Consider the following 23552-nt stretch of genomic DNA (forward strand, 5'->3'; position numbering starts at 1 on the left):
AATAATCGAAGGAATTATTGCTATTGAAATTTTTGGATCTCGTATTCAATCTTCATTGAGTCCAGTTCATTTACCGAGATCCTAGGAAAAGATGAGTTCCCTATTTTTCTTATTACCAGATCAGCCGTTCTGCGAGCCTGCAGGCTGTCTTTGAAAACCTGCTCTCCCGGGATTGCCGGAATGTATGGCTGATTGATGAATGTTTTTTTATCTTTTATGATCTGATAACCATAACCTGTTTTTTGTTTTATGATCTTGATATCAAGCTGATTGCTTTTTTTCTGACAGGCAATTGAGATTAAACCCAGAACCAAAAGTAATTTCCAAAATGATCTAATCATCGTCGTTTTCGGTTTCTGTTGGATGGAAAACCCAGATGTCATCAAAGTAAGAAGATCCGCTGTTCCCCGTCAGAACATAACCATATGTTCCGAATGAAAATGCACAGGCACTCTCTCTGGCAGAACCTTCAAAAGCTGTTCTTTCTGTCCAGTCATCTGTATAAGGATTATATTCCCAGGTTGAGCTGGAAACACCACTTACAGATCCTGTGGAAACATATCCCAGACCATTTGCTGCAAATGCTGCTGTTGAAGTTCTGTTTTGAGAATCATCATCATTGCTTGTGTCTGCTTTTCTGCTCCATGTTTCTGCAGACGGATCAAATGCCCAGAAATCAGATACAAGACTTCCGTTATTGGTTCCGAATCCTACATAAGCAATTCCATTGATCACAAATGCAGAACCGTCTCTTCTTTTGGATCCTCCAAGACTTACAATGTTTGTCCAGGCAGAAGTAGCTTCATCATATTTGTAGAAATCTTTCAGTTCGCTGCCGTCATATCCTGTCCCGACAAATCCTTTGCTGCCAACTCCAAAAGCTAGGGCTCCATATCTTGCTGTACTTGGAAGGTCTTCTATCTGAGTCCAGGAATTGGATGAAGGATCATATTTGTAAAAATCTTTTAATTTATTCAACCCGTCATATCCTGTTCCTACATATCCGAAAGATGTTGTCGCAAAACCAACCGCCGAACTTCTCTTCACACCCGGGAAATCTGCTTTCTGTGTCCAAGAGTTGGCATCGGGATCGTAACTCCACAAGTCATTATAATAATATTCGCCATCGTATCCTCCGGTTAAATATCCCTTGCCATTTAACACAAAGGCAGAAGCATTGGAACGGGGTTTACCATCCAGATCAGAAACCCTTACCCAATTTCCCACCAACTCATCATCATCATCATTCTTACAGCTTGATAATAAAAACATTCCTGCAAGAGCAAGAATTAAAACCGAAACTTTGTTGTCCATTCTTATTTTTGATGCAAATGAATTTCATTCTGTGGGTATTTGAAAATTTTTTAGACGAACACGCTTTTTTTGTCGTTAAACCGTCTGATTGTTTCGATACTTTAACATTAATTCTATGAAACCCAATCTATCTATGTAAAACCCGTGATTGTCGAAAACTAATTGCGAAAGGAAGAAAAAATTTTAGCTCAAGCTTGTACGCCCGTATGTTTACAGAAAAAAATGTACAAATATGTATTGTTGTGTGCTGCGATTCTTCTTTTATTTTCCTGTGAAAGAGAAAGCAACACTTATGAAGTAGGAAATTCTCTGATGTCTGCACAGTCCAAAGTGGCAATGATAGACACCCTTACGCTAAAGATGTCAACAATAATGAAGGACTCTGTAACCACGTCCGGAAAGAGTGCCATAATGATAGGTCATATTAAGGATCATACTTTTGGAACTGTAACCTCGGCGTCACTTTTTCAGTTGAATCCCGAAAGTTATTCACTGGCAGCCACAACCAACGTTGTTTTTGATTCCATCGTGATGTATCTTACCAATAATGACTTCTATTACGGAGATACTTTGAAAACCTTCAAGCTGGATGTTCATCCAATGATTGACAGGATCAAACTTAATGACAGCGGTTATCTTTATAATAACAGTGATCTCAAATATTCTTCCGCTTCGGTCGGCAGTGCAGAGTTTCTTCCAAGGCCGAACACAGACAGCAGCTTTGTAAAGATCAAGCTGGATCAATCCTATGGTCTCAGTATCTTCAATCTTTTGAAAAGTAAAGATGTCAACAGTCTGGAGTATTTTCTTAATTTTTATAAAGGCCTCGCTCTGGTTCCATCGTCTGATAATAATGCGATGCTTCGTTTTGGCATCAGTTCAAGTTATGAGGCGCAGATCAGCAATGTTACCAAAGAAAAAGTGTCCAATGTTGTCCGGATGTATTACCATACGGCTTCTGTAAACGGAACGGAAGAAGTGAAATATACGCTGGATCTCAATCCAAGTTCCAGCTATCAGTACAACAAGATCAAAAGTGATTTTGCTGGTTCAGATCTGGCAGGACTCACGCCAAGCAATCCCATTGAATCCAAGAATCTGGGCAATCGGGCTTATCTGATAGCAGGAATCGGCGTTTATACAAAAGTGGAAATCCCTTATTTAAAGACTCTGAAAAACCTCTATACCAACTATAAAATAATCAGTGCAGATTTGACATTGAGTCCCGTTGCAGGCTATTATTCCAAATCTTTTTATAATCCGACGCCGCTATATTATTATTTGGGAGATAAGAAAAACAATATCGTCTCCACCTTTGTAGAAACAGACGGATCGACTGAGATAACATCAAGTTTGACAGACAGCAGCGAGTTCCAGAGTAACTATGGCTACAACTTTTCTCTGCTGAACTACGTTAATAATATCTTATCCGAATCCACTACATCGAATTATAATATTTTGATATATCCCTCTTCTTATGCAGATGTTCTGTCAGGAAAAGCTGTCATTGGAGATCAAAAACATGCAACCAATCCGGCTAAGCTCAAACTTTACATTTTAGGTTATTAATTCAGAATTTATGTATCAGAAAATCAAAATATTTATATTTTTTGCAGTAGTTTCTATTCAGAAAATAGCCGCTCAGGATTCTTCTCCTTATTCGTACTTTGGGATTGGAACGCTCAATAATGTGGATAATGCAAGGAATATTTCATTGGGAAATACAGGAATTGCGCTTCAGTCTCCGGATTATATCAATTCAAAAAATCCTGCAGCCATCACGACTATCGGGATGCAGAACGTGATCTATGATGTTAGTGGATTATTAAAATACAGCGATATTTCCAGCAATCAGGGATCAGACAAACGGTTCAATGGTAATTTTACAAACTTAGGTTTGGCGATGAGGATATCCAATAGAGTTTCTATCGGTGCAAGCGTGCAGCCGACAACTTCTACGGATTATAAATTTGTTTCTACAATTCCTGTGGAAGGCACTTCTGTTAATTATCCGATCACTTACGAGGGCAGCGGCGGTATTACAAATCTTGGCGTTACTGCGGGATATAAGATTAATAACAATTGGAGTGTCGGTGGGAAAGTGAAGAATAATTTTGGGACCATCAGCCGTATAGAAACCATCACCACAACATCTGAGCTGGAAATCAGCAGAAACATAAGATATACAGGCTTCAGTTACGGATTTGGAACTCAGTTTAATAAATATTTTTCTAAGGAAAGACTGCAGCTGACTTTGGGCGCCATTGTGAATTTCAAAAGCAACCTGAATGCGTCAGGAGAAACCGTTTATACAGAAAATAAAGACTATACAAACAGTGTTACAACAAAACTTTCTTCCAAAGATTCTACTTTGCCATTAGAAATGGGAATTGGACTAAGTGTTCTGAAAAATGACAGATACCGATTCAGTTTTGATTATACTCAAAGCAAGTGGAGCGAGGTTAAAAATACAATTACCAATGAAAAGTACTATAACCAAAATGTTTATGGTTTAGGATTCGAACTTCTTCCGGAAAGCAAGAATCCGAAGAATGTTGGCGAGGCTTTAGTTTACCGTTTCGGACTTAATTATGATACGGGATATTACAAGGTTAATAACCGGGATATTAACAAAATGGAAGCTACAGTTGGTGTCGGGGTTCCGATGAACAAGATTGTTCTGAATATCGGGTATGGCTACGGAAAACGTGGTGTATTCAGTAATATTGCCATCAAAGAGAATTATCATATGCTCAATATCAGCATCGATTTTCTTGATAAATGGTTTGCAAAACGCTACATCAATTAATTTAATCTATATTTTGAAAGGAGACACTTTTTATAAAGCATCTCCTTTTTTTATTTAATATTAAAATCTGCCAAATCAACTCAATCTGCGAGAATATTTTTTTAAATTCCAAAGTTAACAAACATCCCAAACCTCGACTTAGCTTCGATATCACCACTTGCAAGGTTCGTGTAAGCCGGCAACATTATTTCAGAACCGATGCTCCATTTTTTATATGAAGCTTCGAAACCGATTTTCCCATAAAGCGCACTTCCGGCAGTTCTCGGCATCACTTCTCCAAATTGTTTGTTCCAATCATAAACTTCACCTTGCAATCCCAATTTTCCTGAAATAATACTGTTTTCATTTCTCCAAATCCTCTGAAATCCAGTCATCGCATAGTTCCATTGATTCCCAAATTGATAGTGTTTTTTATTCTCAGTTTTGATGGTATAATCTGTATTGATGAGCAATGCGAAAAAATTTTCCTGAAATTTATAGTTTAATGCTATCTGATAATCCCAGCTTCCCGTTCCCAATTGGAAACTCGGATTCACACCCGAAATTCCTTTTTCATCGAATTTCCCAATCGGAATTTTCACGCCTAATCCACCATTTAACTGATGAAAAGTATTTTTAGAATTAAGGATATGATAAATTCCCATCAAGCTTGCATCACCAATTCCGTTGATTCTAATATTGCCTTGGAGAGTCTTTTTCTCGTGAAGCTGAAATGGCAGACTTCCGTAAACACTCAGTTTTTTGGTAATAGGAATCTTTCCCCAGATTTGAATGGTGTTAAAATATTGGTCTTGCGTCAATTCATTCGTGAAAAGATTTTCTTTCGCTTTGTAGTGTTGAGAAAAATATTTGATACCGATGAATTGAGGATTTAACAGAGATTCGAAGCCTGAAGAACCATTTCCTGCCGCGCAACCACAAGCATCACAAAAGAATTCCTGCGTTTTCAAAAGATTCTGAGTGTTGTACTTTGGAATGTAAAGACTATCCACCATATTTTTCGATTTTAGCAAAGTAAAAGCGAAAAGGCAGATCATAGATAATATAGAGTGTTTCATTTTTTATTCGGTTAAATTTTGGCTAAAGCTGAAAAAGCATTGTATTATTTAAGACGGGCTAAAGCCCGCCGCTATTGATCATTATTCTGCAAATTTTTTGTTGTTGATGAAATTTTGGTCGGTCAGAGTTTTCAAGAAAGCAATAATATATTGTTTTTCCAAGCTTGACATTGAAATTCCGATATGTCCGTTTTGTTTTAAAATTGGATCAAGATTCGGTTGATTTTCCACATTGTCGGAATAGAAATTGAGAACGGCTTCCAAAGAATAAAATCTGCCGTCGTGCATATAAGGTGCTGTCAATTCTACATTTCTCAAACTTGGAACCCGAAATTTCATATTGTCATTCCAATCCAAAGTCACGAGGTATCGTCCGCGGTCATCGTATTGCGAATTGTAATACATTCCGGTATTCCGATAACTTTCATCCGTGAATAATTCACCTGAATGGCAACTCGCACATTTATTTTCGAATAAAGTTTTTCCCTGAAATTCTTCATTCGTGAAACTCGCTTTTCCATTTTTGACCTGGTCGTATTTGGAATCTGCGGAAACCATCGTGACCATAAATTGCGACAACGCTTTCAGGATTCTTTCGCCATTAATATTCTCATCACCAAAAGTCGATTTGAACATTTTTTTATAATTCGCATCCGCACTTAACTTTGAAATGACTTCCGGAATCGAGCTGTCCATTTCAAAATCTGTCGTGATGGGAACCAGCGAACGCTCATCCAGATTATGACTCACGCCGTCCCAAGTGTAATTTTTCAGCCAAGCCATATTTTGAATGGCGGGCGCATTTCGCATTCCCAATTTGTCATCGATGCCGTGACTTACCGGATGTCCGTGATGTGTGAAAGCATATTCCTGAATGTGACAAAATCCACAAGAAATCGTATTGTTCCGGGATAATTTTCCTTCATAAAATAATTTCTTTCCCAGCGCAACGCCGTTAACTGTGACCGGATTTTTATCTGTATCAAAAGCCAAAGCCGGATAATAATTAGGAATTTCAAGATTGTAAGCTTTGTCTTCCTCGAAAACTTCGCCTTCAATTTCGCTTGAACAAGACACCGAAATTCCTGAAAGTAAAACAAGGAAAATCCAGAGAGAACGTACTCGCCCTCTCTGGAATTGTTGAAATGGATTAATCATTATGAACGTGATCAACTTTGAACATTTGGATTAAATTCTTGCTCACACTTACAAGGTGTGAACTGCTTCCCATCGCCATATTATTTTCGGTTGTCAAGGTCAAAGCTGTTTGTCCACTCAGATATTGATTGAAGTCTGCCAGAATATGAATCGATGGCGTAATTTCTTTGCTGACTCTCGCCGTTGTCGGCAAATCCAAAACGACTTCTCGGTAAAGGTCTGCAGTTCCGTTGATTGTTGTGTCACCCATATTTCCGGTATGATTCATAAATTCTGTGTCAGGAGTCGAAGTTCCGTATTTTCCTTCGAGCTTTGCGAAAATGTAGCCGGCTGACCACGACCAAGCCATTCCTTCCTGCTTGGCTTTGTCCCAGAAAATTCCCTGTCCGTCTTGTCCAATCAAGTAAGCAGTTGGGCTGATTCCTAAACCAAGTTTGATTTTCTTGTAATTTCCTTTTGGGATTTCTGTTAGATTAATTGCAACAATTCCTGCTGTTGCTTTATCTTGGTTGATGATGAAAGCACCTTTGTCCGGATTGTTGTAATTGTATTTGAACTCGTTACCATTTTCGTCGATGAGAGAGATGTTGCTGATGACATATTTCAAAGTGGAAAACTGATGTTTTTGTCCGTTCGATGATGTTTGCGTTGTTTGATTTAAAACAATATCGCCTAAGTTATTGAATCCGTTTTCGAATTTGATTTGGAGATTTCCTGGTTCTGTGTTTTGACTGTCGTCATCATCGCTGTTGGAACAAGATGAGATTGTGATTACGGTGAAAGTAATAAGGAATAATGATAAAAATTTATAGATTTTCATATGATTTTTTATTTGAAACGTTGATTTTATGCCGAATCCCGCGATAGGGATGGCAGCGGATATCCTTTTTGTCTGTTGGTCAAACGTCGTTTTATAGACTTACGTGGCAAGACAAAAAGATTGGCTTCGCCGAACCACTTCGTTAGGTTTGTAGTGGACAGCCCGGCCCGAGCTTGATCCTTCGAGAACCTCAGGATGACAAGCGTGTGCGAGGGAATCGCCCAAATTAATATGTTCAACTAAAAAATTGGAGGTCTGAAAATGTGTCTCAGAAAGAGGAAGGTGTAACCTGTTTTGTAAGTGGAAGTCAGGTTTGGGAGGGAGAAATTGTTCTCGATTGAGGCTTTGAAAATCTCAGTCGGAATGTAAAAGTCCAACACTTTCTGGACTTGGTTTTTGCCTTTGGAAAGTGGCGAAGAATCGGATTCGCTGGATTTTGCGAGTTCTTTTCCGAGGTAGCATTTTCCGTTGCAATTGAGTTCTGGTCGCGCTTTGTTGACGCAGAGCACCTGAATTTGATTATAATTTACAACATATTCTGCCAGTGGAAATGCAGGTTTGCACACCAGATAAAGGATGAGGAATATGTTGCAAATTAATTTCAAGGAGGGATTATTTTGTGGCTTCTTCGAAACGTTTGCTCACTTCTTTCCAGTTGGCAACATTCCAGAATGCGGTCAGATAATCAGCTCTTTTGTTTTGATATTTGAGGTAATACGCGTGTTCCCAAACATCGATGCCGAGGATTGGCGTTCCTTTGACTTCGGCAATATCCATCAATGGATTGTCCTGATTTCCGCTGGAAGTCACTGCCAGTTTTTTGTCAGCCGTCACGACCAACCAAGCCCAACCAGAACCGAAACGGTCTGCGCCAGCTTTGCTCATTTTCTCTTTCAAAGCGTCCAGACTTCCGAAAGATTCTGTGATTGCTTTTGCCAATTTTGCTGATGGCTGTGTATTTTTCTCAGGCGTCAGAACAGTCCAGAACAATTCGTGGTTGTAATGTCCGCCGGCATTGTTTCTCACGGCTGGCGTTTCTTTGGAAATATGTGAAAATATCTGAACTAAATTTTCCTTTTCCAAAGGTGTTCCGGCGATGGCTTTGTTCAGGTTGGAAACGTAAGCTGCGGCGTGTTTTGTGTAATGAATTTCCATTGTCTGCGCATCAACATAAGGTTCTAATGCATTATAAGCATACGGAAGTGGTGTTTGTTTGAATTGCGCCATCGCAAAAGTTGCTGCAGACAGCGCACTTGCTAGGAATATTTTCTTGATTTTCATAATAACTTTATTTAAAGATTAATATTTATTGATTTAATAATTTTCTGATGTCATCTATCAACTTTTCACGGTCGGGATGATATTTCCCGACGAGTGAAGTTGTTTTTCCTTCAGGATCTTCATAATTCAAGCCAGAATAATATAGAATTGGACTATTATTCTCATCAAATCTGGAACGGAGATATCCTTCCTTGTCAACCAGAGCAATCATTCCGCTGTGGTTGAGATTTTCTGCTTTGTCTTCTTTGTCGCCCACATAAATGTTGAATTGATCTGCTAAATTATCGATGTAATCTCTGTCGCCAGTCAGGAAATGCCAGTTTGGGGATTTGGTTCCCAACATTCTGGCGTGGTTTTTCAGAATTTCCGGCGTGTCGTTCGTTGGGTCGATGCTGATGGAGATGATTCCGAAATTTTTATCGTTGATGGTTTCTTCGATGTATTTCATATTAGAATTCATCACTGGACAAATTGTTGGGCAACGGCTGTAGAAAAATTCCACGAGATAGACTTTTCCAAGCATATCCTTATTGCTTATTTTTTTGTTGTTTTGGTCTGTCAGTTCAAAATTCGGAACTTTCATTACGGTGAAAAGACTCTTTTTGAAATAGCTCATTCCGGCGCCAATCGTCACAAAAATCAAAGCTAAAACAACAATCGGAGTGATGATTTTGCTTTTGGGATTTTGCTTTGTTTTTTTGTTATTTGGCATTTTGTGCATATTTCTCAGGATTCTTTTGGAATTCTGCTTTGCAATGGTCACTGCAAAAACCGTACTTTTTTCTTTTGTAATCTGCGGTGTCTTTCAGAAAATCTGCGGTTTTCATTTTGCAGACAGGGTCTTCCGTGTTGACGACTTTGACATTTTTGAGGTTTGTAGCAGGTTTCATTTTCGAAACGTGTTTCACTTTTGGTGTTTCCTGAGCGCAGGAAAATATGGATACAGAAAGAAGTATCGATAAGATGAATGTTTTCATTAATGCTTGATTTAATTTAATAAAATTTAAAAATTACTCTTGTAAAAAGAGAATTGTAATATTAAAATCAAACCAACGGCGGATGGAAAATATCGGAGAATAAATTGAATTGATAAGAGAAGGATCGTTCGAAATTTAAATTTGAAATTTCGTAACTATAATCGGTTGTTTTAAGAAAAGTAATATCTTCATTAATAATAAAAGTATCTGTAAAACCAGAAATGCTGATTCGGGAATCATTTTTAGATTGGTCTGTTGAGGTCTTTGCAATTTCTTTTTTCAGATAGCATTTTCCGTTGCACAACAGTTGAGGTTTGCTTTTGTTCTCGCAAAGATTCTTGGTGATGAAATTATAATTAACCGCATAATCTACTAATGGCATCAGCGGACGCAATGCGATTGTGAAAATGATGAAGACAGTAATTAGACTTTTCAATTCTTAATATTAGTACAAATATAAAGGTTTATCTTTTGAGTTGTTGATGATAGAACTCATATTGATAGAAATATTTATCTCAGATTTTATTGATTTGGCAGATTTGATTTTAGTATTTATAATCTGTTAAATCTGCATAATCATAGAAAATTAGAAAAATATAAGATTTTGATAATGAAAAAAACCCACAAGTAATTGCGGGTTTTAATTTTTAAGATGCAAAAATTATTTGCAAACATGTATTGATTTAATCAAGCGGTTTTCTGCCTGAAATCAGATTGTAAAGAACTACAATAATTGCGATTACCAATAAAATGTGCACCAAATTTCCTGTTGCCATTCCCGGTACAACCCCTAACATTCCAAGTAGCCAGATTATAATACAAATCACTGCTACTAACCATAATAGATTTCTCATAATTTTAAATTTTGTTTATTTTGATTTTGTCTATACATATTCTGTGCCTTTTTTGGAAAGTATTGATTTTCCGCTGATTAATATTTCTCAATCTATGTATGGTATTAGAATTGATAACTAAGTGGTTATGACTTTATTATTAAAATAAAATCTTTTATCATATCATTTTCAAAATCAAATACTATGGATTCTAATCATAAATTAATAAGAAGTTTAGCAGGAAAAACAGTCGTCATTACAGGCGGAAGCAGTGGCGTAGGAAGAGCAGCGGCTGAGGCATTTGCTCTGGAAGGGTGTAATGTTGTAATTGCTGCGAGAGGAAAAGAAGCGCTAGAAGAAACAGTCAGTCTTTGCAGAGATTTGGGCGCTATTGCTTTAGGAATTCCGACCGATGTCTCTGTCGCGGAAGATGTTCAAAAACTAGCTGAAGAAGCGTTGCAATTCAATGGGAGAATTGATATTTGGGTCAACAATGCAGGTGTTATGGCAAGTGGGAAATTCGAGGAAATACCAATGGAACTGAATGAGCAGGTTATCAAAACTAATCTTTTCGGTTATATGCACGGCGCGTACAGTGTCTTGCCGATTTTCAAAAAACAAGAAGAAGGGATTTTGATTAATAATGTTTCGATTGGAGGCTTTATGCCGGCCCCTTACAGTGCCGTTTATTCCTCTACAAAATTCGGAATCCGTGGAATGATGGAAGGATTGCAGGGCGAAATATCAGATTTTCCAAATATTCACATCTGTAATCTGTTTCCTCAAATCCAAAGGTCGACAGGAAATGCACACTCCGCAAAATTCTCAGGACTGGATTTCAAAGTACCACCTTTTGCCGCAGATCCCAGAGATACCGCCGCAAAAATCGTTGAGTTGGCAAAGAACCCAAGAAAGGGTCTTTTCCCGGATATCAATTCATTAATTATAAAAAACCTTTACGGCGCATTTCCAAAGACAATCATCAACACAGCCTCTGCAGCAATGCGCGTGATGATGAAAATAAAACAAGGGAAACCAAATCCCGGAAATGTACTTTGGCCGTCACCAAAACCTCACAGAATCTATGGTGAAACCAGTTTACCAGTTCCGAACCGGAAAACTAAATTAGCGCTCCTCGCAGGAATTGGATTGGGACTGTCTTATATGATTATTAAAAATAGTTCTTCGAAGAAGTAAACGTATTAATAATGCCTAAACAAAAAACCACTGGATTTCAGTGGTTTTTTTCTGTAAAGTGGAGTTGGAGGGATTCGAAACTCTATGTTCATATATAATCATATATGATTTTATACATCTGTATATCAGTTGTTTAATTATTTTTTATTGTCTTTAATCTTAATAAAATAATTACAAAAATACATCAAAAGTGGGTGTAAAAATGGGTGTAACTTTTTAAACGTTTATAATTAAAGAAATGTAGTTTTCGAATTAGAAAACAAACGATCCAATGGACAACTAATCTCTGAAAATGTTTAAAATTGTTGAGGTTCTTTTCTTCAATATATTGTTCGATAATCTTAAAATGAGATGGAAAATCTTTTTCAAAATATTGACGAAAGTCCAGTCCAATATTTTTCCATTAAATTCAAATCCCATGAACTCTAGGAATCCATTTAGTCCATCAAAAGTTAGCTTACCTTTCCATAAATCCTTTTGATAGTCTTCGTAACTTCCTCCATAATCGTTAAGAGTTATTATCTCAGGAAAATCAATTAAATCTTCACATATACTAAATAAAGTTCTTTTTACTTTCCCAGATTAAAATATTAAGCTTATGCTCTGAAGGAAATGTTTTCTTCACAAGAGAATATCCTGAATGTAGTGTAAATTTCACCTTATCCGTTATGGATGGATCAATAGATTCTCCTCTGTTAAATGCAATGTTATATTTGTTCTAATAGCTGTGTATATCCGTTAGTATATATACTAGTTGTTTTTGAGATTGGAAATATAAGCATGTATATATTTGGTTAATAGTGGTTTGCATCTTAAAAAAAACTAATCAAAAATCAAACTTTCGGCAGTAAACTGATTTTTTTGCCGTAAGTTTGTATCGTATTATTATTAGGTGGTAAAAAAAGATAAGAATAAAGTAGCGCTACAGGAATATTTTGGGAATAAATCAGAACTTTCCTTGGATGGCCTACGTACCTATTTTAAAATAAACGACCCTGAGATTCCGGATGCTACCATCAGGTGGAGGGTTCATGACCTTGTTAAATCGTCAATACTGCATAGAGTAGGAAGAGGACTGTTTCAACTCGGTGATGGTAGGTTATATCAGCCTGAACTATCTTCCAGGTCAAAAAAAATCAGCACATTTATCCGGAAAAACTTTCCTGATGTTTCTTTTTGTGTATGGAACTCAGACCTTTTAAATGAATTTACCCAGCATTTAATTGCATACCCATTTGTACTGGCAGATGTAGAGCGTGATGTTACAGAGTCTGTTTATTATCAACTCAAAAATAATTTTAGCGGTGTATTTCTACATCCTTCGGAAATGCTGATAAGCGATCTTCTTCCTGATTTCCGTTTACCCATCATAGTCCGGTGTCTTACAACTGAAAGTCCTTTGAATGAAGAAAGTGGTCTGCCCCTTATTACCCTAGAAAAGATGCTGGTCGATATATTCTGTGATTCTGAGTTTACATTCCTCGCAGGCAGTGAGCTCAGAAGCATATTTGTTAATGTATTTAAAAAATATACTATAAATGAAAACAGGCTTTTGCGATATGCCGACCGGAAGGGCAGAAAACAGAAGCTGATTAAATATCTATACGACTCTCGCTTTCCTAAACAATAACCATTATAAGTTCTAAATTATGTTTATAATGATAACGTGGATATTATATATCATTATGAAAAGGAACTAAGAAAAATTATTATGGAAAGTAATCTCATAAACCTATAAGTGCACCGGCAATCCAATATAACCATACTTATATCTTTAATGAATTAGCTAAAATTAATGACGTTAAAAACAGAATTGATTAATCTATATTGGAATGTTGGTGAAAACCCATTAAAAAGAGGGTATAAATGAGTGTAAATAATGTATTGATTATAAATTTGTTTTATGGGGGTTGAAGGGATTCTGGATATAATTTTTTAAAGTCTACTTCATCTGAAAAGATTTCAAAATCATTCGTAAAACCTTGCTGCTCCCATTTGTCCCAGAAAATATTAATAGTCAATCAAAATAATTTATTTTTTAAATGTTCGTTATTATGAACAAAATAATTATATTTGTTCATAATAACGAACATAATGAAAAGAAAACAAATTATTCTTCCGAAATACAAAGCTGTTATGGAGCAGATGGGAGAAAATATAAAGCTTGCCCGAAAAAGAAGAAAGTTAAATGCTTTGCAGGTAGCCGAGAGGGCGGGCATTGCGCGTACAACTCTATACCTCATTGAGAAAGGAGATCCTAGTGTGGCGATGGGTTCTTATTTTAGTGTTTTAAGAGTATTAGGTCTTAGTGATGATATACTGAAATTGGGATCTGATGATGAATTAGGACGCAAATTGCAAGACTTAGAATTGTTATAACAAATGAAACAGAATAAGGTAGATATATTAGTTTATGCTGACTGGATAGAACTTTCAGAGCCTCAATTAATGGGGGTCTTGTCTGCTAATTATGGAAAAGGAAAAAAATCATTTAGCTTTGAGTATACAAAAGAATGGCTTAAAAGCGATGGTCAAATTCTAATTGATCCCGATTTACAGTTTTTCTCAGGAACACAATATCCTAACAAAAAAGAGAATTTTGGAGTTTTCATGGATAGTATGCCGGATACTTGGGGAAGAACTTTAATGAAAAGAAAGGCTGCTCAATTTGCGAGGGATAATGGAGAAAAGAATAAGAATCTGTATGATATTGATTATTTATTGGGTGTATATGATCACACCAGGATGGGAGCATTAAGATTTAAGATTTCAGAAGAAGGCAACTTCCTGGATGATGATGACAGTAATCCTACACCTCCATGGTCTTCACTAAGGGAATTGGAGGCTGCAGTGAAAAGTTTTGAAGAAGATGACCAGCCGAATATGAAGGAGCTGCTAGCCTTGTTGGTAGTTCCAGGATCATCACTAGGAGGAGCAAGGCCCAAAGCAAATGTTCTTGATGAAAATGGTAATTTATGGATTGCGAAATTTCCTTCTAAAAATGACACTATCGATAAAGCCGCGTGGGAGTATTTAGCATATAGATTGGCTATAAATGTAGGGATCAATATGTCAGAAACTAAAATTCAAAAGCTAAACGGTAGTTATCATACATTTTTCACCAAACGGTTCGATAGGAATGGCAGTGGAAGAATACACTTTTCATCAGCAATGACAATGACCGGAAAAAACGAAGATATATTAAAATCTGAACAAGCGAGTTATTTAGATATTCTTGATTTCATCGAAACTTATGGGACTGATGTTGAAAATAATTTGAAAGAATTGTGGAGAAGAATTATATTCAATATCTGCATATCAAATACAGATGACCATCTTAGAAATCACGGTTTTCTTTTGACTCCCCAAGGATGGGTATTATCACCTGCTTATGATCTTAATCCCTCAGTTGATAAAGATGGTCTGGCATTAAATATTGACATGGATAGTAATTCCTTAGATCTCGATCTTGCAAAAGAAGTTGGACAGTTTTTCAGGTTGGGAGAAAAGGAGATGGATTCAATTATAGAAAAAACCGTAAATGTGGTACGAGATTGGGTAAATATAGCTAATGAAATAGGGATTTCAAGATCAGAGCAACAGTTAATGCAGTCTGCTTTTTTACCGTTTGGGAAGTGAAATAAATGGTAACGATATGCTTTATGCAACTAAGCGTATGAGTGGTACATTGTATGAGTGGTACATTTAAGTATATAGTTATCATACTTAAGGGAACAAGATACTTCGATGTACCAAATTATATTTGTTATCTCAAAACTGAATTTTGAAGTTTTTTTGGAAAATACTCCGAGTAAATGCCGTCATTTTTGATATCCCTGGGCTTTAGTACAGTGAAGTATATAGTTGCCAAAAAGGATTATATTGTTTAAGGATACAAACTACATTTATTTCAGTTTTCGTAGAACAAAATTCATTTGAATTGGATTTTTATGATGAAAAATAATTATCTTTATTTGCTTATGATATACTTTTTTACAAAGTATTTATTTGTGATTCAAAGATTCAATGCAGGGAATAATGAATACAAAAAACTACCTTTGTATAGAAATTATTTTAATAAATAAATGAGTGTAATTAATACAAATCTTAAATTACAATTTTCAGGACACGAATCGTTTTCTTGTAAACAATTCTGGTTAAAGAAAGGTTATGATTTTGTTCAGAAGGACAAAACATTTAATGATGATGAAGTGGTAATAGATCTAGGAGTTGGAAAAAATATGGTAAGCTCTATACGATACTGGTGCAAGGCTTTCAATATCATTGATGAGAAAGATGATACTCCTACGGAATTGGGTAACTATATTTTTTCTGATAATGGTTATGATCCATATTTAGAAGATATTGGAACTCTTTGGCTTCTTCATTATAATCTTATCAAAAAAAACAAAGCCTCTTTGTATTCATTGCTGTTCAATGAATTTCGTAAGGAGAGAATAGATTTTACTAAAGAACACTTGCATTCTTTTTTAAAACGAAAATGTAATGAAGATAAGTCTGTTAATTATAGTGAAAAAACCATAACTACAGATATCAATGTTTTTTTCAGAAACTATGCTTCTCCCGAAAGAAAAGCAAAAGTAGATGTTGAAGATGTATTTTCCAATATATTTTTGGATTTACAATTAATTCATCAGTATAAAAAAATTGATATTGATGGCAAGATTGAAGACTGGTATAAGATAGGAAGTGAAAAAACCGATAGTTTACCATCTGAAATTGTTTTATATTCCATAATTGATAATTATGAGGATAAAACAATTAGCTTTAAACAATTACTAACAGGAACAAACTCTCCTGGAAATATTTTCGCCCTTAATGCTGAAGAATTGTACAAACATATTTTAAATATTAGTAACAAATATGCCAGTATAATTTATAGTGAGACGGCAGGTAACAGAACATTACAATTCAAGGAACAGATTAATAAATGGGAAATTCTTAATGAATACTATAGATAGAAAAAATTATCATTTTTCTCCATCTGTAAACATAGTAAGAGATAATGGTGCACAAATAGATTATATCCTAACTCCTAATGCGGAGTTGGTTCATTCACAATTAATAACCGGATTTCAGATTGGAATCAGAGCATATAACTTGATAGGGGCTTACGGGACAGGGAAATCTGCTTTTCTAAAAGCCTTTGAGAATGACATAATAAATGTTTCGGATAATTTTCATAATAAATCTTTTAGTGGCTTTAAGTTTATAAAATTTATAGGAGAATACGCATCCTTTAAAAAGGAGTTTGCCAACTTTTTAAATATTGGGAATTTAAATTCTAAGAATATCGTAAAAGCAATAGATGAATATTATTCTAAATTAAATTCGGGATTAATAATTCTTGTTGATGAATTTGGTAAGTTCTTAGAATATGCTGCTCAGAATAATCCTGAAGAAGAGTTATACTTTATACAGGAACTTGCAGAATATGTCAGTGATAGGAACAAAAATATTCTCTTTATCTCAACATTACATCAGGATTTTAATCAATATGCATTCAACCTGTCACAGGCTCAGAAAAATGAATGGGATAAAGTAAAAGGAAGATTAAAAGAAATAACCTTTAATGAACCGGTAGAACAACTTTTATTTTTAGCAGCAAAAAGAGTTGATAAACTAGGATTTGAAAATGAAAATAATAATTTCGGAACCCTATTCAAGACTATACAAGACTCAAAGTTATTTCCATTAAGAGATTATTTCAATGAAGAGATAGCAGAAAAATTATTTCCTTTGGATTTTTTGTCAGCGTCTGTTCTTACATTATCATTACAAAAATATGGACAAAATGAAAGGTCATTATTTTCATTTTTAGATTCAAATGATCCTCACAATTTATTTGATTATGATAATGTTGGAAATCCTTACTTCAATCTCGCTTGTGTTTATGATTATTTAATTCATAATTACTATTCGTTTTTGACGACCAAATACAATCCACATTATTCCCAATGGACAAATATTAGAGCTGCCATAGAAATGACTGAAGGCAGATTCGCAGGAAATCCCAGTAATGCAATTAAAATTGTAAAAACAATTGGTTTACTGAATCTTTTTGGAAATTCTTCGGGTAGTATAGATGAGGCTTTCATTGAAAGATATGCAAAACTTTCTTTAGGTATCGATGATATAAAAAACGTTATTATCGAGTTATTAGGATTCCGAATATTAAGATATGTAGGGTATTCCAATCGTTTTGTATTAGCCCAAGGAACTGATTTAGATATTGAAAAAGCTTTAGACGAAGCTTCTTTTTCTGTAGAGAAGCCTAATAATATTACAGATTACATCAGAGATTATGTTACTGGAAATTATATTGCAGCAAAGTCAATTTATTATACTAAAGGTACACCTCGTTTTTTTGAATTTAATTTAGTAGATAAATTAGTCAATGACATTCCTGTTGGAGAAGTGGATGGCTTCATTAATTTAGTTTTTTCCAATAATATAAGTGAAAAAGAAGTTGTAGACTTTTCTCAAAATAGTGACGAGGCAGTAATGATAGCTTACTACCAAAACTACACTCAAATACAAGAAGGCATTTATGAAATTCTAAAAATTCAGAAAATAAAAGGTGATTATCTGAATGATAAAATAGCGTTAAATGAACTTGGCGAATTGGAACTATTTAATAAAAATACCTTAAATAAGTTAATAAACGAAGATTTATATTCTAATAATGGTAATGTAAAATGGTATTATAAAGGTCAATTGCTAAATATTTCTTCTTCAAAAGCCCTTAATAGACAACTTTCAAGAATTTGTGATGAAGATATATATACAGGAACTCCTATTTATCGAAATGAAATGGTTAATAAAACCAAAATTTCATCTCCTATTTCTACAGCAAAGAAGGCGTTACTGAGAAAATTAATAGAAAATTGGCAGGTAGAAAATTTAGGATTTGATACTGCTCATTTTCCTCCAGAGAAGACTATTTACTTAAGTTTATTAAAGGAAACTGGAATTCATAGAATACAAAATGGTGTATTAACGGTTTCGAAACCTACAGATAATAGTTATGAGCTATTGTGGAAGCTCGGAGAAAAGTTCTTGGAATCTTCTAAGTATAGCAAAAGAAATTTGCAGGATTTTGTGGATCAGCTGTCTGTGAAACCTTTTAAATTAAAACAAGGATTTATTGATTTTTGGCTACCCATATTTTTGTTTATCAAAAGAAATGATTTTGCGCTTTTTTATGAAGATACATATATTCCTGAATTGACTTTTGAGAATTTAGAATTGGTTTCCAAAAAAGCAAAAGATTACGAAATAAAAGCTTTTGATGTAGAGGGAGTTAAACTGAAAATGTTTAACCAATATAGAGAAATGCTAGAGCAAACAGAAAAGGATACCATTACAAATCAAAGTTTTATTGAAACGGTAAAACCTTTTCTGAAATTTTATAGAGAAATCCCTGACTACTCAAAAAAAACGTTGAGGTTAAGAGGAAAAGCTTTAAAGCTGAGGAGTGCTATTGCCAATTCAAAAGATCCTGAAAAAACATTTTTTGAAGATTTCCCTTCGGCGATGGGTGTCAGTATTATTGAGCTACAAAATGACACAAAAAAATTAGAACAGTATATTGCTGAGATTCAATTATCAATAAGAGAAATCAGAACTTCTTATTCCGGGCTGATTGAAAGATTTGAGCATTATATTTTAAATGAAATTGTTGGAGAAAATTTAGGTTTTGAGGAATATAAGATAAAGCTTCAGAATAGGTTTAAAAATATCAAGAAACATTTATTAAAGCCTAATCAAAAGGTATTTGTACAAAGACTGAATTCCCCTCTAGAAGATAAAAATGCCTGGTTAAATTCATTAGTTCAGGTGTGTCTAGGGAAGACACTGGATAAGATTACTGATGAAGAAGAAGCAAGATTATATACTATTTTTACAGATACTATTGCAGAATTGGATAATCTTAGCGAAATTAGTCAAAAAGATTTCGATGAAAAAACGGAAGAAATCTTTAAAATAGAGATTACTTCATTTGTAGATGGACTTAAGAAAAATTTAGTCCGTTTACCTAAGGAGAAAACAAAAGAAATTTCTGAAAAAGAAATAGAACTAAAAAAACTACTGGTAGATGATACCAGAATTAATATAACCATACTTGCAAATTTATTGCAAGAAGAACTGAAAAAATGAGAAAAGTAAGGCACGTAATGGGTATTTCTGGAGGTAAGGATAGTGGTGCCTTAGCTATCTATTTATTTGAAAAATATCCTCATTTAGATATTGAATATTACTTTACAGATACTGGAAAAGAGCTGCAAGAAACATATGACCTTATTCGTAATATTGAAACACATACTGGTAAAAGAGTAAAGCGTATCGAAGCCGCTGAAAAAAGCCACGAAGATCCGTTTGACCATTTCTTAAAATTATATGGAGGTTATTTGCCCTCTTCAAATGCTCGCTGGTGTACAAAGAAACTTAAATTAGAACCCTTTGAAGATTGGGTGGGTGATGATTTGGTTATTTCCTATGTCGGCATTAGAGGTGATGAGGACAGAGAAGGATACATATCAAGAAAAGGTAACATCCAGTCTATTTTTCCTTTTCGTAGAAATATTTGGAGTGAAGACGTCGTTAGCAAGGTTTTAAAAAACTCAAATATTGAAAATCTTCTTACTTGGTATAACGATTATATACCAGCCCAAAAATTATCGCGAATTCAAGAAGTCGTTAATGAGCTTGTGTCTCCTAGATATATGGCTAAAGATAAATTGAATGATTTATTAGATATTGATATCCAATCATTTAACAAGGTTGTTTTTGAGTTTCTAAAAACGACAGAATATCCATTGGCTTATGAAAGTGATTTTGCTTTGTTAGATAACGAAGATAATCTAGTGAGGGAAGATATTTTTAGCATATTAAAAAGTAGCGGTGTTGGAGTTCCTAAGTACTATGAAAAAGTTGAATTTGAAGTAAATGGTCAAAAAGGAGAATATGCTAGAAGCCGCTCAGGTTGTTTTTTCTGCTTTTATCAACAAAAAATAGAATGGATTTGGTTGTATGAGCAACATCGTGAACGGTTTGATAAAGCATTGGAATACGAAAAAGATGGTTATACTTGGATGCAGGATGAAAGTCTTGAGGACATTATTAAACCCGAACGTATGGCGCAGATAAAAGAACAACAAATAAAAAAACTACAAAAAAATAACCAAAATAAAAAATCAGCTTACCTTTTAGATCTTTTGGATGATTCTGAAGGAGAAGGTTGTGCAAGCTGTTTTATATAAACCCAATTAAATGAAAGTCATAACACAAAAATTCAATATTGAAAAAATATATGAGCTTAAAGATCGTATTGATCCCAAACCACAGTATCAACGTACTCCTGTTTGGAAAATAGACCGAAAAAAGCTTTTGATTGATTCTATTTTCAGAGGATATGACTTGCCTAAGTTCTACTTAAATGATATAAGTGGTAATGCCTTTTATGACTTTGAAGTTTGTGATGGTCAACAAAGACTTAGAACTATTTGGGAATTTTTAGAAGATAAGTTTAGTTTAGGAAAAGATATTTTTTTTAATGAAGAAAATATTGAAGGTAAAAAATATAGCCAATTGGATATTACAGCAAAAGACTTTTTCAACAAATTTAATCTAAGTATTGCTATAATAGAGGATTCTACTCAAAAAGAAATAAGAGATCTTTTTGCAAGACTACAAAGAGGAATGGGTTTAAACCAAGCTGAATTAAGAAGGGCACTCTCTACTCAAATAGGTGCATTTGTGGAGTCTATTGTTGATAATCATTCTTTTTTTAAAAATTGTGGTTTCCAGGATTTACGAAATAAATATCAAGATTACACAGATCACGTTATTGCATATATAGTAAATGGTTTTAATAATGATTTTAAAGGGCAAATTCTGAAAGATGTTTATTTAAATATATCACCAACGGAGATATCAGAGATCATTAAGGATATCAGTACAGTATTAGATGATATGACTAAAATAAACTCTTATTCAATAGGTATATTTAAAAATAAATGGGCTTTTGTAGATACTTTTATACTGATTTACCAAAATAGAAAACAGGGTGCAAAGGTATTAGATAAAGAATTTGTTAGAGCATTCCAACAATTTGAACAACAACGAAAAAAATTTAATAGAAAACCGGAATCATTAATAGAAAAAGATTCTCCTTCTGATGAAGATAAACGACTTTATGAATACATTACATCTTTCACCAAAGATGGGAGCTTGAAGGCTAATATGAGGCGCAGGAATGAAGTTTTTGTTGTACAATTTAGACATCTTTTTAAATAATAATTATGGCTTTTGACATAAATAAAATACCAACAGATTTAATTCACTCTTTTAAAAATAATAAAGGTGGAATATTTGTTGGAGCTGGAATTTCTCAAGCAGCAGGTTTACCGAACTGGTCTGGCTTATTGAGAGAATTAATAGATTTAGCAGAAAATGTAAGTTACAAACCAAATAGGGAATTTTTAGATAATTGTAATTCTCTTTTGGCAGATCCTTCCAAATTTTTAATATTGGCTCAAGAGTTAAAAGATTTTTTGGGAGATTCATTTAGAAAGTATGTAATAAAAAGATTTGCTGACGAATGCCCCCCACCAATAGCAATTCACTCCGAATTGATAAAATATCCTTACCAGTTTATTATCACTACAAATTATGATACTCTTTTAGAAAATGCATATGTAAAAGAGTTTGGCAAGCAAGCTAAAGTGCATTCATTTAAAGATAGTCCTGATATAGCATACGACCTATGGAATAATAGACCTTTTATATTGAAAGCCCACGGAGATGCTAATAAATCCCAACAGGGAATCATATTAACAGAAACCGACTATCGTCAGATCTTATTTCAAGAACGAGGATACCAAAGTATATTACAATCATTATTTACAACCAAAACTGTATTATTTCTAGGATCATCTTTATCGGATCCAGAATTAAAACTTTTGTTAAGTTTTATTCATAGTTCATTTCACGGTGGCGGACCGAGTCACTATGCACTGATTGCAGAAGATCAAATTAATAGTGTAGAAGCAGAAAGTTGGAGAAAAAATTTTAATATTCAGATAATCCCTTATTCACCTAATAATAGTCATGAAGAGGTAGGCGAATTTATTTCATTATTTAGGACATTAATTGTTTAATGGTTTTTTACCCAAATTGATTAAAAAAATAATAAAAAGTCAAAGAGTAATTTATTTTCACTCTTTGACTTTTATTATATCACTGTATTTAGAAATTAGATCTTTATGGTTGATGAGGCGCTTTTCGATTTCATCTCGACTCCACCATTCAATCCAGAATTTATTTTCTGTTCTTAATTTATCTAAATAATCAGATAAAGATTTTGTGAGGTAACTTGACACTGCTAAAAAATAGCCATCATAATTCCTATATTCAATCGTATCCCTAATATCTGTAACTTTTGATTTACTAACACCATCCTTATACGCTTTACATTGGACGATAATTTTTAGTGTATTATAAGGATTCATATCACCAGAATACATTTTAACTTTAGGAATCTTCCAATCAACAATTAAATCAACACCTCCATCTCGTTCTCGTGTATGAGCTGTTTTTCTCACTCTAGTCACCTCAGGCTCTCTTTCTAATAAATCTTTTATTAAGTCTTCAAATCTTGAATCATCTATTTTTTTATTCCATTCTAATTCAGAAGGTTTAAAAAGAATTTTATATTCTTTTTCATGCCGAATTTTCAACTTAGCCTTTTCATCTTGAAATTTATGATAACCACAGTCACTATTAAAAGAGAGAATGTATTCATCTCCAATAGCAATAATTCGATTTTCTAAAAGAATAATACTTTTACTTTTATCGCCTAATTTTCTGAAGGCCATTCTTATTTCCCTATTCTTGAAATTGCCTAGGTAGTGATGGCTTGTTCTTCAATACAAAGCTTTCCACTTATTGAATTAATGTTCATGACCTTACTGTTTTTACATAAATTCTCAATAAAAGGATGTAGATCTTTACTTTGAATTAAAGAAATTTTCCTTTTAAAATCTCTAAAATAAAACCAGTTTGGCAGTGTTCTTTCACAAT

Annotated in this window: 23 protein-coding genes; 11 read left to right on the plus strand and 12 right to left on the minus strand. The window is 34.2% G+C overall.

What is annotated here, in order from left to right; genetic code table 11:
• Positions 1 to 20 precede the first annotated feature (20 nt).
• Positions 21 to 341: a DUF4907 domain-containing protein gene (locus ACFJGY_RS04080; protein ID WP_379968380.1), complete on the minus strand. Its 321-nt coding sequence runs from the start codon at positions 339 to 341 to the stop codon at positions 21 to 23.
• On the minus strand, positions 334 to 1314 hold the full coding sequence (locus ACFJGY_RS04085) for a Kelch repeat-containing protein (RefSeq protein ID WP_379968382.1): 981 nt from the start codon (positions 1312 to 1314) through the stop codon (positions 334 to 336). Before ACFJGY_RS04085 ends, ACFJGY_RS04080 begins: the two co-directional genes overlap by 8 nt.
• Positions 1315 to 1536: 222 nt before the next feature.
• On the opposite strand from ACFJGY_RS04085, the gene ACFJGY_RS04090 reads away from it, so the two are divergent.
• Positions 1537 to 2883: a DUF4270 family protein gene (locus ACFJGY_RS04090; protein WP_379968384.1), complete on the plus strand. Its 1347-nt coding sequence runs from the start codon at positions 1537 to 1539 to the stop codon at positions 2881 to 2883.
• A gap of 10 nt (positions 2884 to 2893) precedes the next feature.
• Entirely contained in the window at positions 2894 to 4123 is a 1230-nt protein-coding gene (locus ACFJGY_RS04095) for an OmpP1/FadL family transporter (protein ID WP_379968386.1), read from the plus strand.
• 101 nt (positions 4124 to 4224) lie between these two features.
• Here ACFJGY_RS04095 and ACFJGY_RS04100 read toward each other — a convergent pair whose 3' ends face one another.
• The 9 genes from ACFJGY_RS04100 to ACFJGY_RS04140 all read right to left on the minus strand — a co-directional run bounded on the left by ACFJGY_RS04100 (position 4225) and on the right by ACFJGY_RS04140 (position 10271).
• Complete coding sequence (locus ACFJGY_RS04100) at positions 4225 to 5181, minus strand: transporter (RefSeq protein ID WP_379968388.1); 957 nt, start codon at positions 5179 to 5181, stop codon at positions 4225 to 4227.
• Between the two features lie 81 nt (positions 5182 to 5262).
• Positions 5263 to 6339, minus strand: a complete 1077-nt coding sequence (locus tag ACFJGY_RS04105; protein WP_379968390.1) for a cytochrome-c peroxidase — start codon at positions 6337 to 6339, stop codon at positions 5263 to 5265.
• Positions 6332 to 7159, minus strand: coding sequence for an MbnP family protein (locus ACFJGY_RS04110; RefSeq protein ID WP_379968392.1), 828 nt, complete (start codon positions 7157 to 7159; stop codon positions 6332 to 6334). Before ACFJGY_RS04110 ends, ACFJGY_RS04105 begins: the two co-directional genes overlap by 8 nt.
• Positions 7160 to 7398: 239 nt before the next feature.
• On the minus strand, positions 7399 to 7764 hold the full coding sequence (locus ACFJGY_RS04115; RefSeq protein ID WP_379968394.1) for a hypothetical protein: 366 nt from the start codon (positions 7762 to 7764) through the stop codon (positions 7399 to 7401).
• A 7-nt stretch (positions 7765 to 7771) separates the two neighbouring features.
• Complete coding sequence (locus tag ACFJGY_RS04120; RefSeq protein WP_379968396.1) at positions 7772 to 8440, minus strand: superoxide dismutase; 669 nt, start codon at positions 8438 to 8440, stop codon at positions 7772 to 7774.
• A 25-nt stretch (positions 8441 to 8465) separates the two neighbouring features.
• Positions 8466 to 9152: an SCO family protein gene (locus ACFJGY_RS04125; RefSeq protein WP_379968398.1), complete on the minus strand. Its 687-nt coding sequence runs from the start codon at positions 9150 to 9152 to the stop codon at positions 8466 to 8468.
• Positions 9142 to 9417, minus strand: coding sequence for a YHS domain-containing protein (locus tag ACFJGY_RS04130; RefSeq protein WP_379968400.1), 276 nt, complete (start codon positions 9415 to 9417; stop codon positions 9142 to 9144). Before ACFJGY_RS04130 ends, ACFJGY_RS04125 begins: the two co-directional genes overlap by 11 nt.
• A gap of 67 nt (positions 9418 to 9484) precedes the next feature.
• Positions 9485 to 9853 (minus strand): hypothetical protein, encoded by a 369-nt coding sequence (locus ACFJGY_RS04135; protein ID WP_379968402.1) that lies wholly within the window; start codon positions 9851 to 9853, stop codon positions 9485 to 9487.
• A gap of 247 nt (positions 9854 to 10100) precedes the next feature.
• Positions 10101 to 10271 carry a lmo0937 family membrane protein gene (locus ACFJGY_RS04140; protein WP_379968404.1) on the minus strand — a complete coding sequence of 57 codons (171 nt, stop codon included), beginning with the start codon at positions 10269 to 10271 and terminating at the stop codon, positions 10101 to 10103.
• Positions 10272 to 10454: 183 nt separating this feature from the next.
• Between ACFJGY_RS04140 and ACFJGY_RS04145 the strand changes: the two genes are divergently transcribed.
• From ACFJGY_RS04145 to ACFJGY_RS04185, 9 genes are all read left to right on the plus strand, one after another.
• Positions 10455 to 11447, plus strand: a complete 993-nt coding sequence (locus tag ACFJGY_RS04145; protein WP_379968406.1) for an SDR family oxidoreductase — start codon at positions 10455 to 10457, stop codon at positions 11445 to 11447.
• Between the two features lie 892 nt (positions 11448 to 12339).
• Positions 12340 to 13077 carry a DUF6577 family protein gene (locus ACFJGY_RS04150; RefSeq protein ID WP_379968408.1) on the plus strand — a complete coding sequence of 246 codons (738 nt, stop codon included), beginning with the start codon at positions 12340 to 12342 and terminating at the stop codon, positions 13075 to 13077.
• A gap of 464 nt (positions 13078 to 13541) precedes the next feature.
• Positions 13542 to 13826, plus strand: a complete 285-nt coding sequence (locus ACFJGY_RS04155) for a helix-turn-helix domain-containing protein (RefSeq protein WP_379968410.1) — start codon at positions 13542 to 13544, stop codon at positions 13824 to 13826.
• A 3-nt stretch (positions 13827 to 13829) separates the two neighbouring features.
• A complete protein-coding gene (locus tag ACFJGY_RS04160; RefSeq protein ID WP_379968412.1) occupies positions 13830 to 15086 on the plus strand; it encodes a type II toxin-antitoxin system HipA family toxin in 1257 nt (418 codons plus the stop codon).
• A 446-nt stretch (positions 15087 to 15532) separates the two neighbouring features.
• Positions 15533 to 16429, plus strand: coding sequence for a DUF4007 family protein (locus tag ACFJGY_RS04165; RefSeq protein ID WP_379968414.1), 897 nt, complete (start codon positions 15533 to 15535; stop codon positions 16427 to 16429).
• On the plus strand, positions 16413 to 19628 hold the full coding sequence (locus ACFJGY_RS04170; protein ID WP_379968416.1) for a hypothetical protein: 3216 nt from the start codon (positions 16413 to 16415) through the stop codon (positions 19626 to 19628). The genes ACFJGY_RS04165 and ACFJGY_RS04170 overlap by 17 nt, the downstream gene beginning before the upstream one ends.
• The gene (locus ACFJGY_RS04175) at positions 19625 to 20731 is read left to right on the plus strand and encodes a phosphoadenosine phosphosulfate reductase family protein (protein WP_379968418.1); all 1107 of its coding nucleotides are present in this window, start codon (positions 19625 to 19627) and stop codon (positions 20729 to 20731) included. The genes ACFJGY_RS04170 and ACFJGY_RS04175 overlap by 4 nt, the downstream gene beginning before the upstream one ends.
• A 10-nt stretch (positions 20732 to 20741) precedes the next feature.
• Positions 20742 to 21767 carry a DUF262 domain-containing protein gene (locus ACFJGY_RS04180; RefSeq protein ID WP_379968420.1) on the plus strand — a complete coding sequence of 342 codons (1026 nt, stop codon included), beginning with the start codon at positions 20742 to 20744 and terminating at the stop codon, positions 21765 to 21767.
• A gap of 5 nt (positions 21768 to 21772) precedes the next feature.
• A complete protein-coding gene (locus ACFJGY_RS04185; RefSeq protein ID WP_379968422.1) occupies positions 21773 to 22630 on the plus strand; it encodes an SIR2 family protein in 858 nt (285 codons plus the stop codon).
• A gap of 57 nt (positions 22631 to 22687) precedes the next feature.
• On the opposite strand, the gene ACFJGY_RS04190 is transcribed toward ACFJGY_RS04185, so the two are convergent.
• Entirely contained in the window at positions 22688 to 23347 is a 660-nt protein-coding gene (locus tag ACFJGY_RS04190; protein ID WP_379968424.1) for a restriction endonuclease, read from the minus strand.
• Between the last annotated feature and the right edge of the window lie 205 nt (positions 23348 to 23552).

The organism is Epilithonimonas sp. UC225_85 (assembly GCF_042695135.1).
Taxonomy (GTDB): domain Bacteria; phylum Bacteroidota; class Bacteroidia; order Flavobacteriales; family Weeksellaceae; genus Epilithonimonas.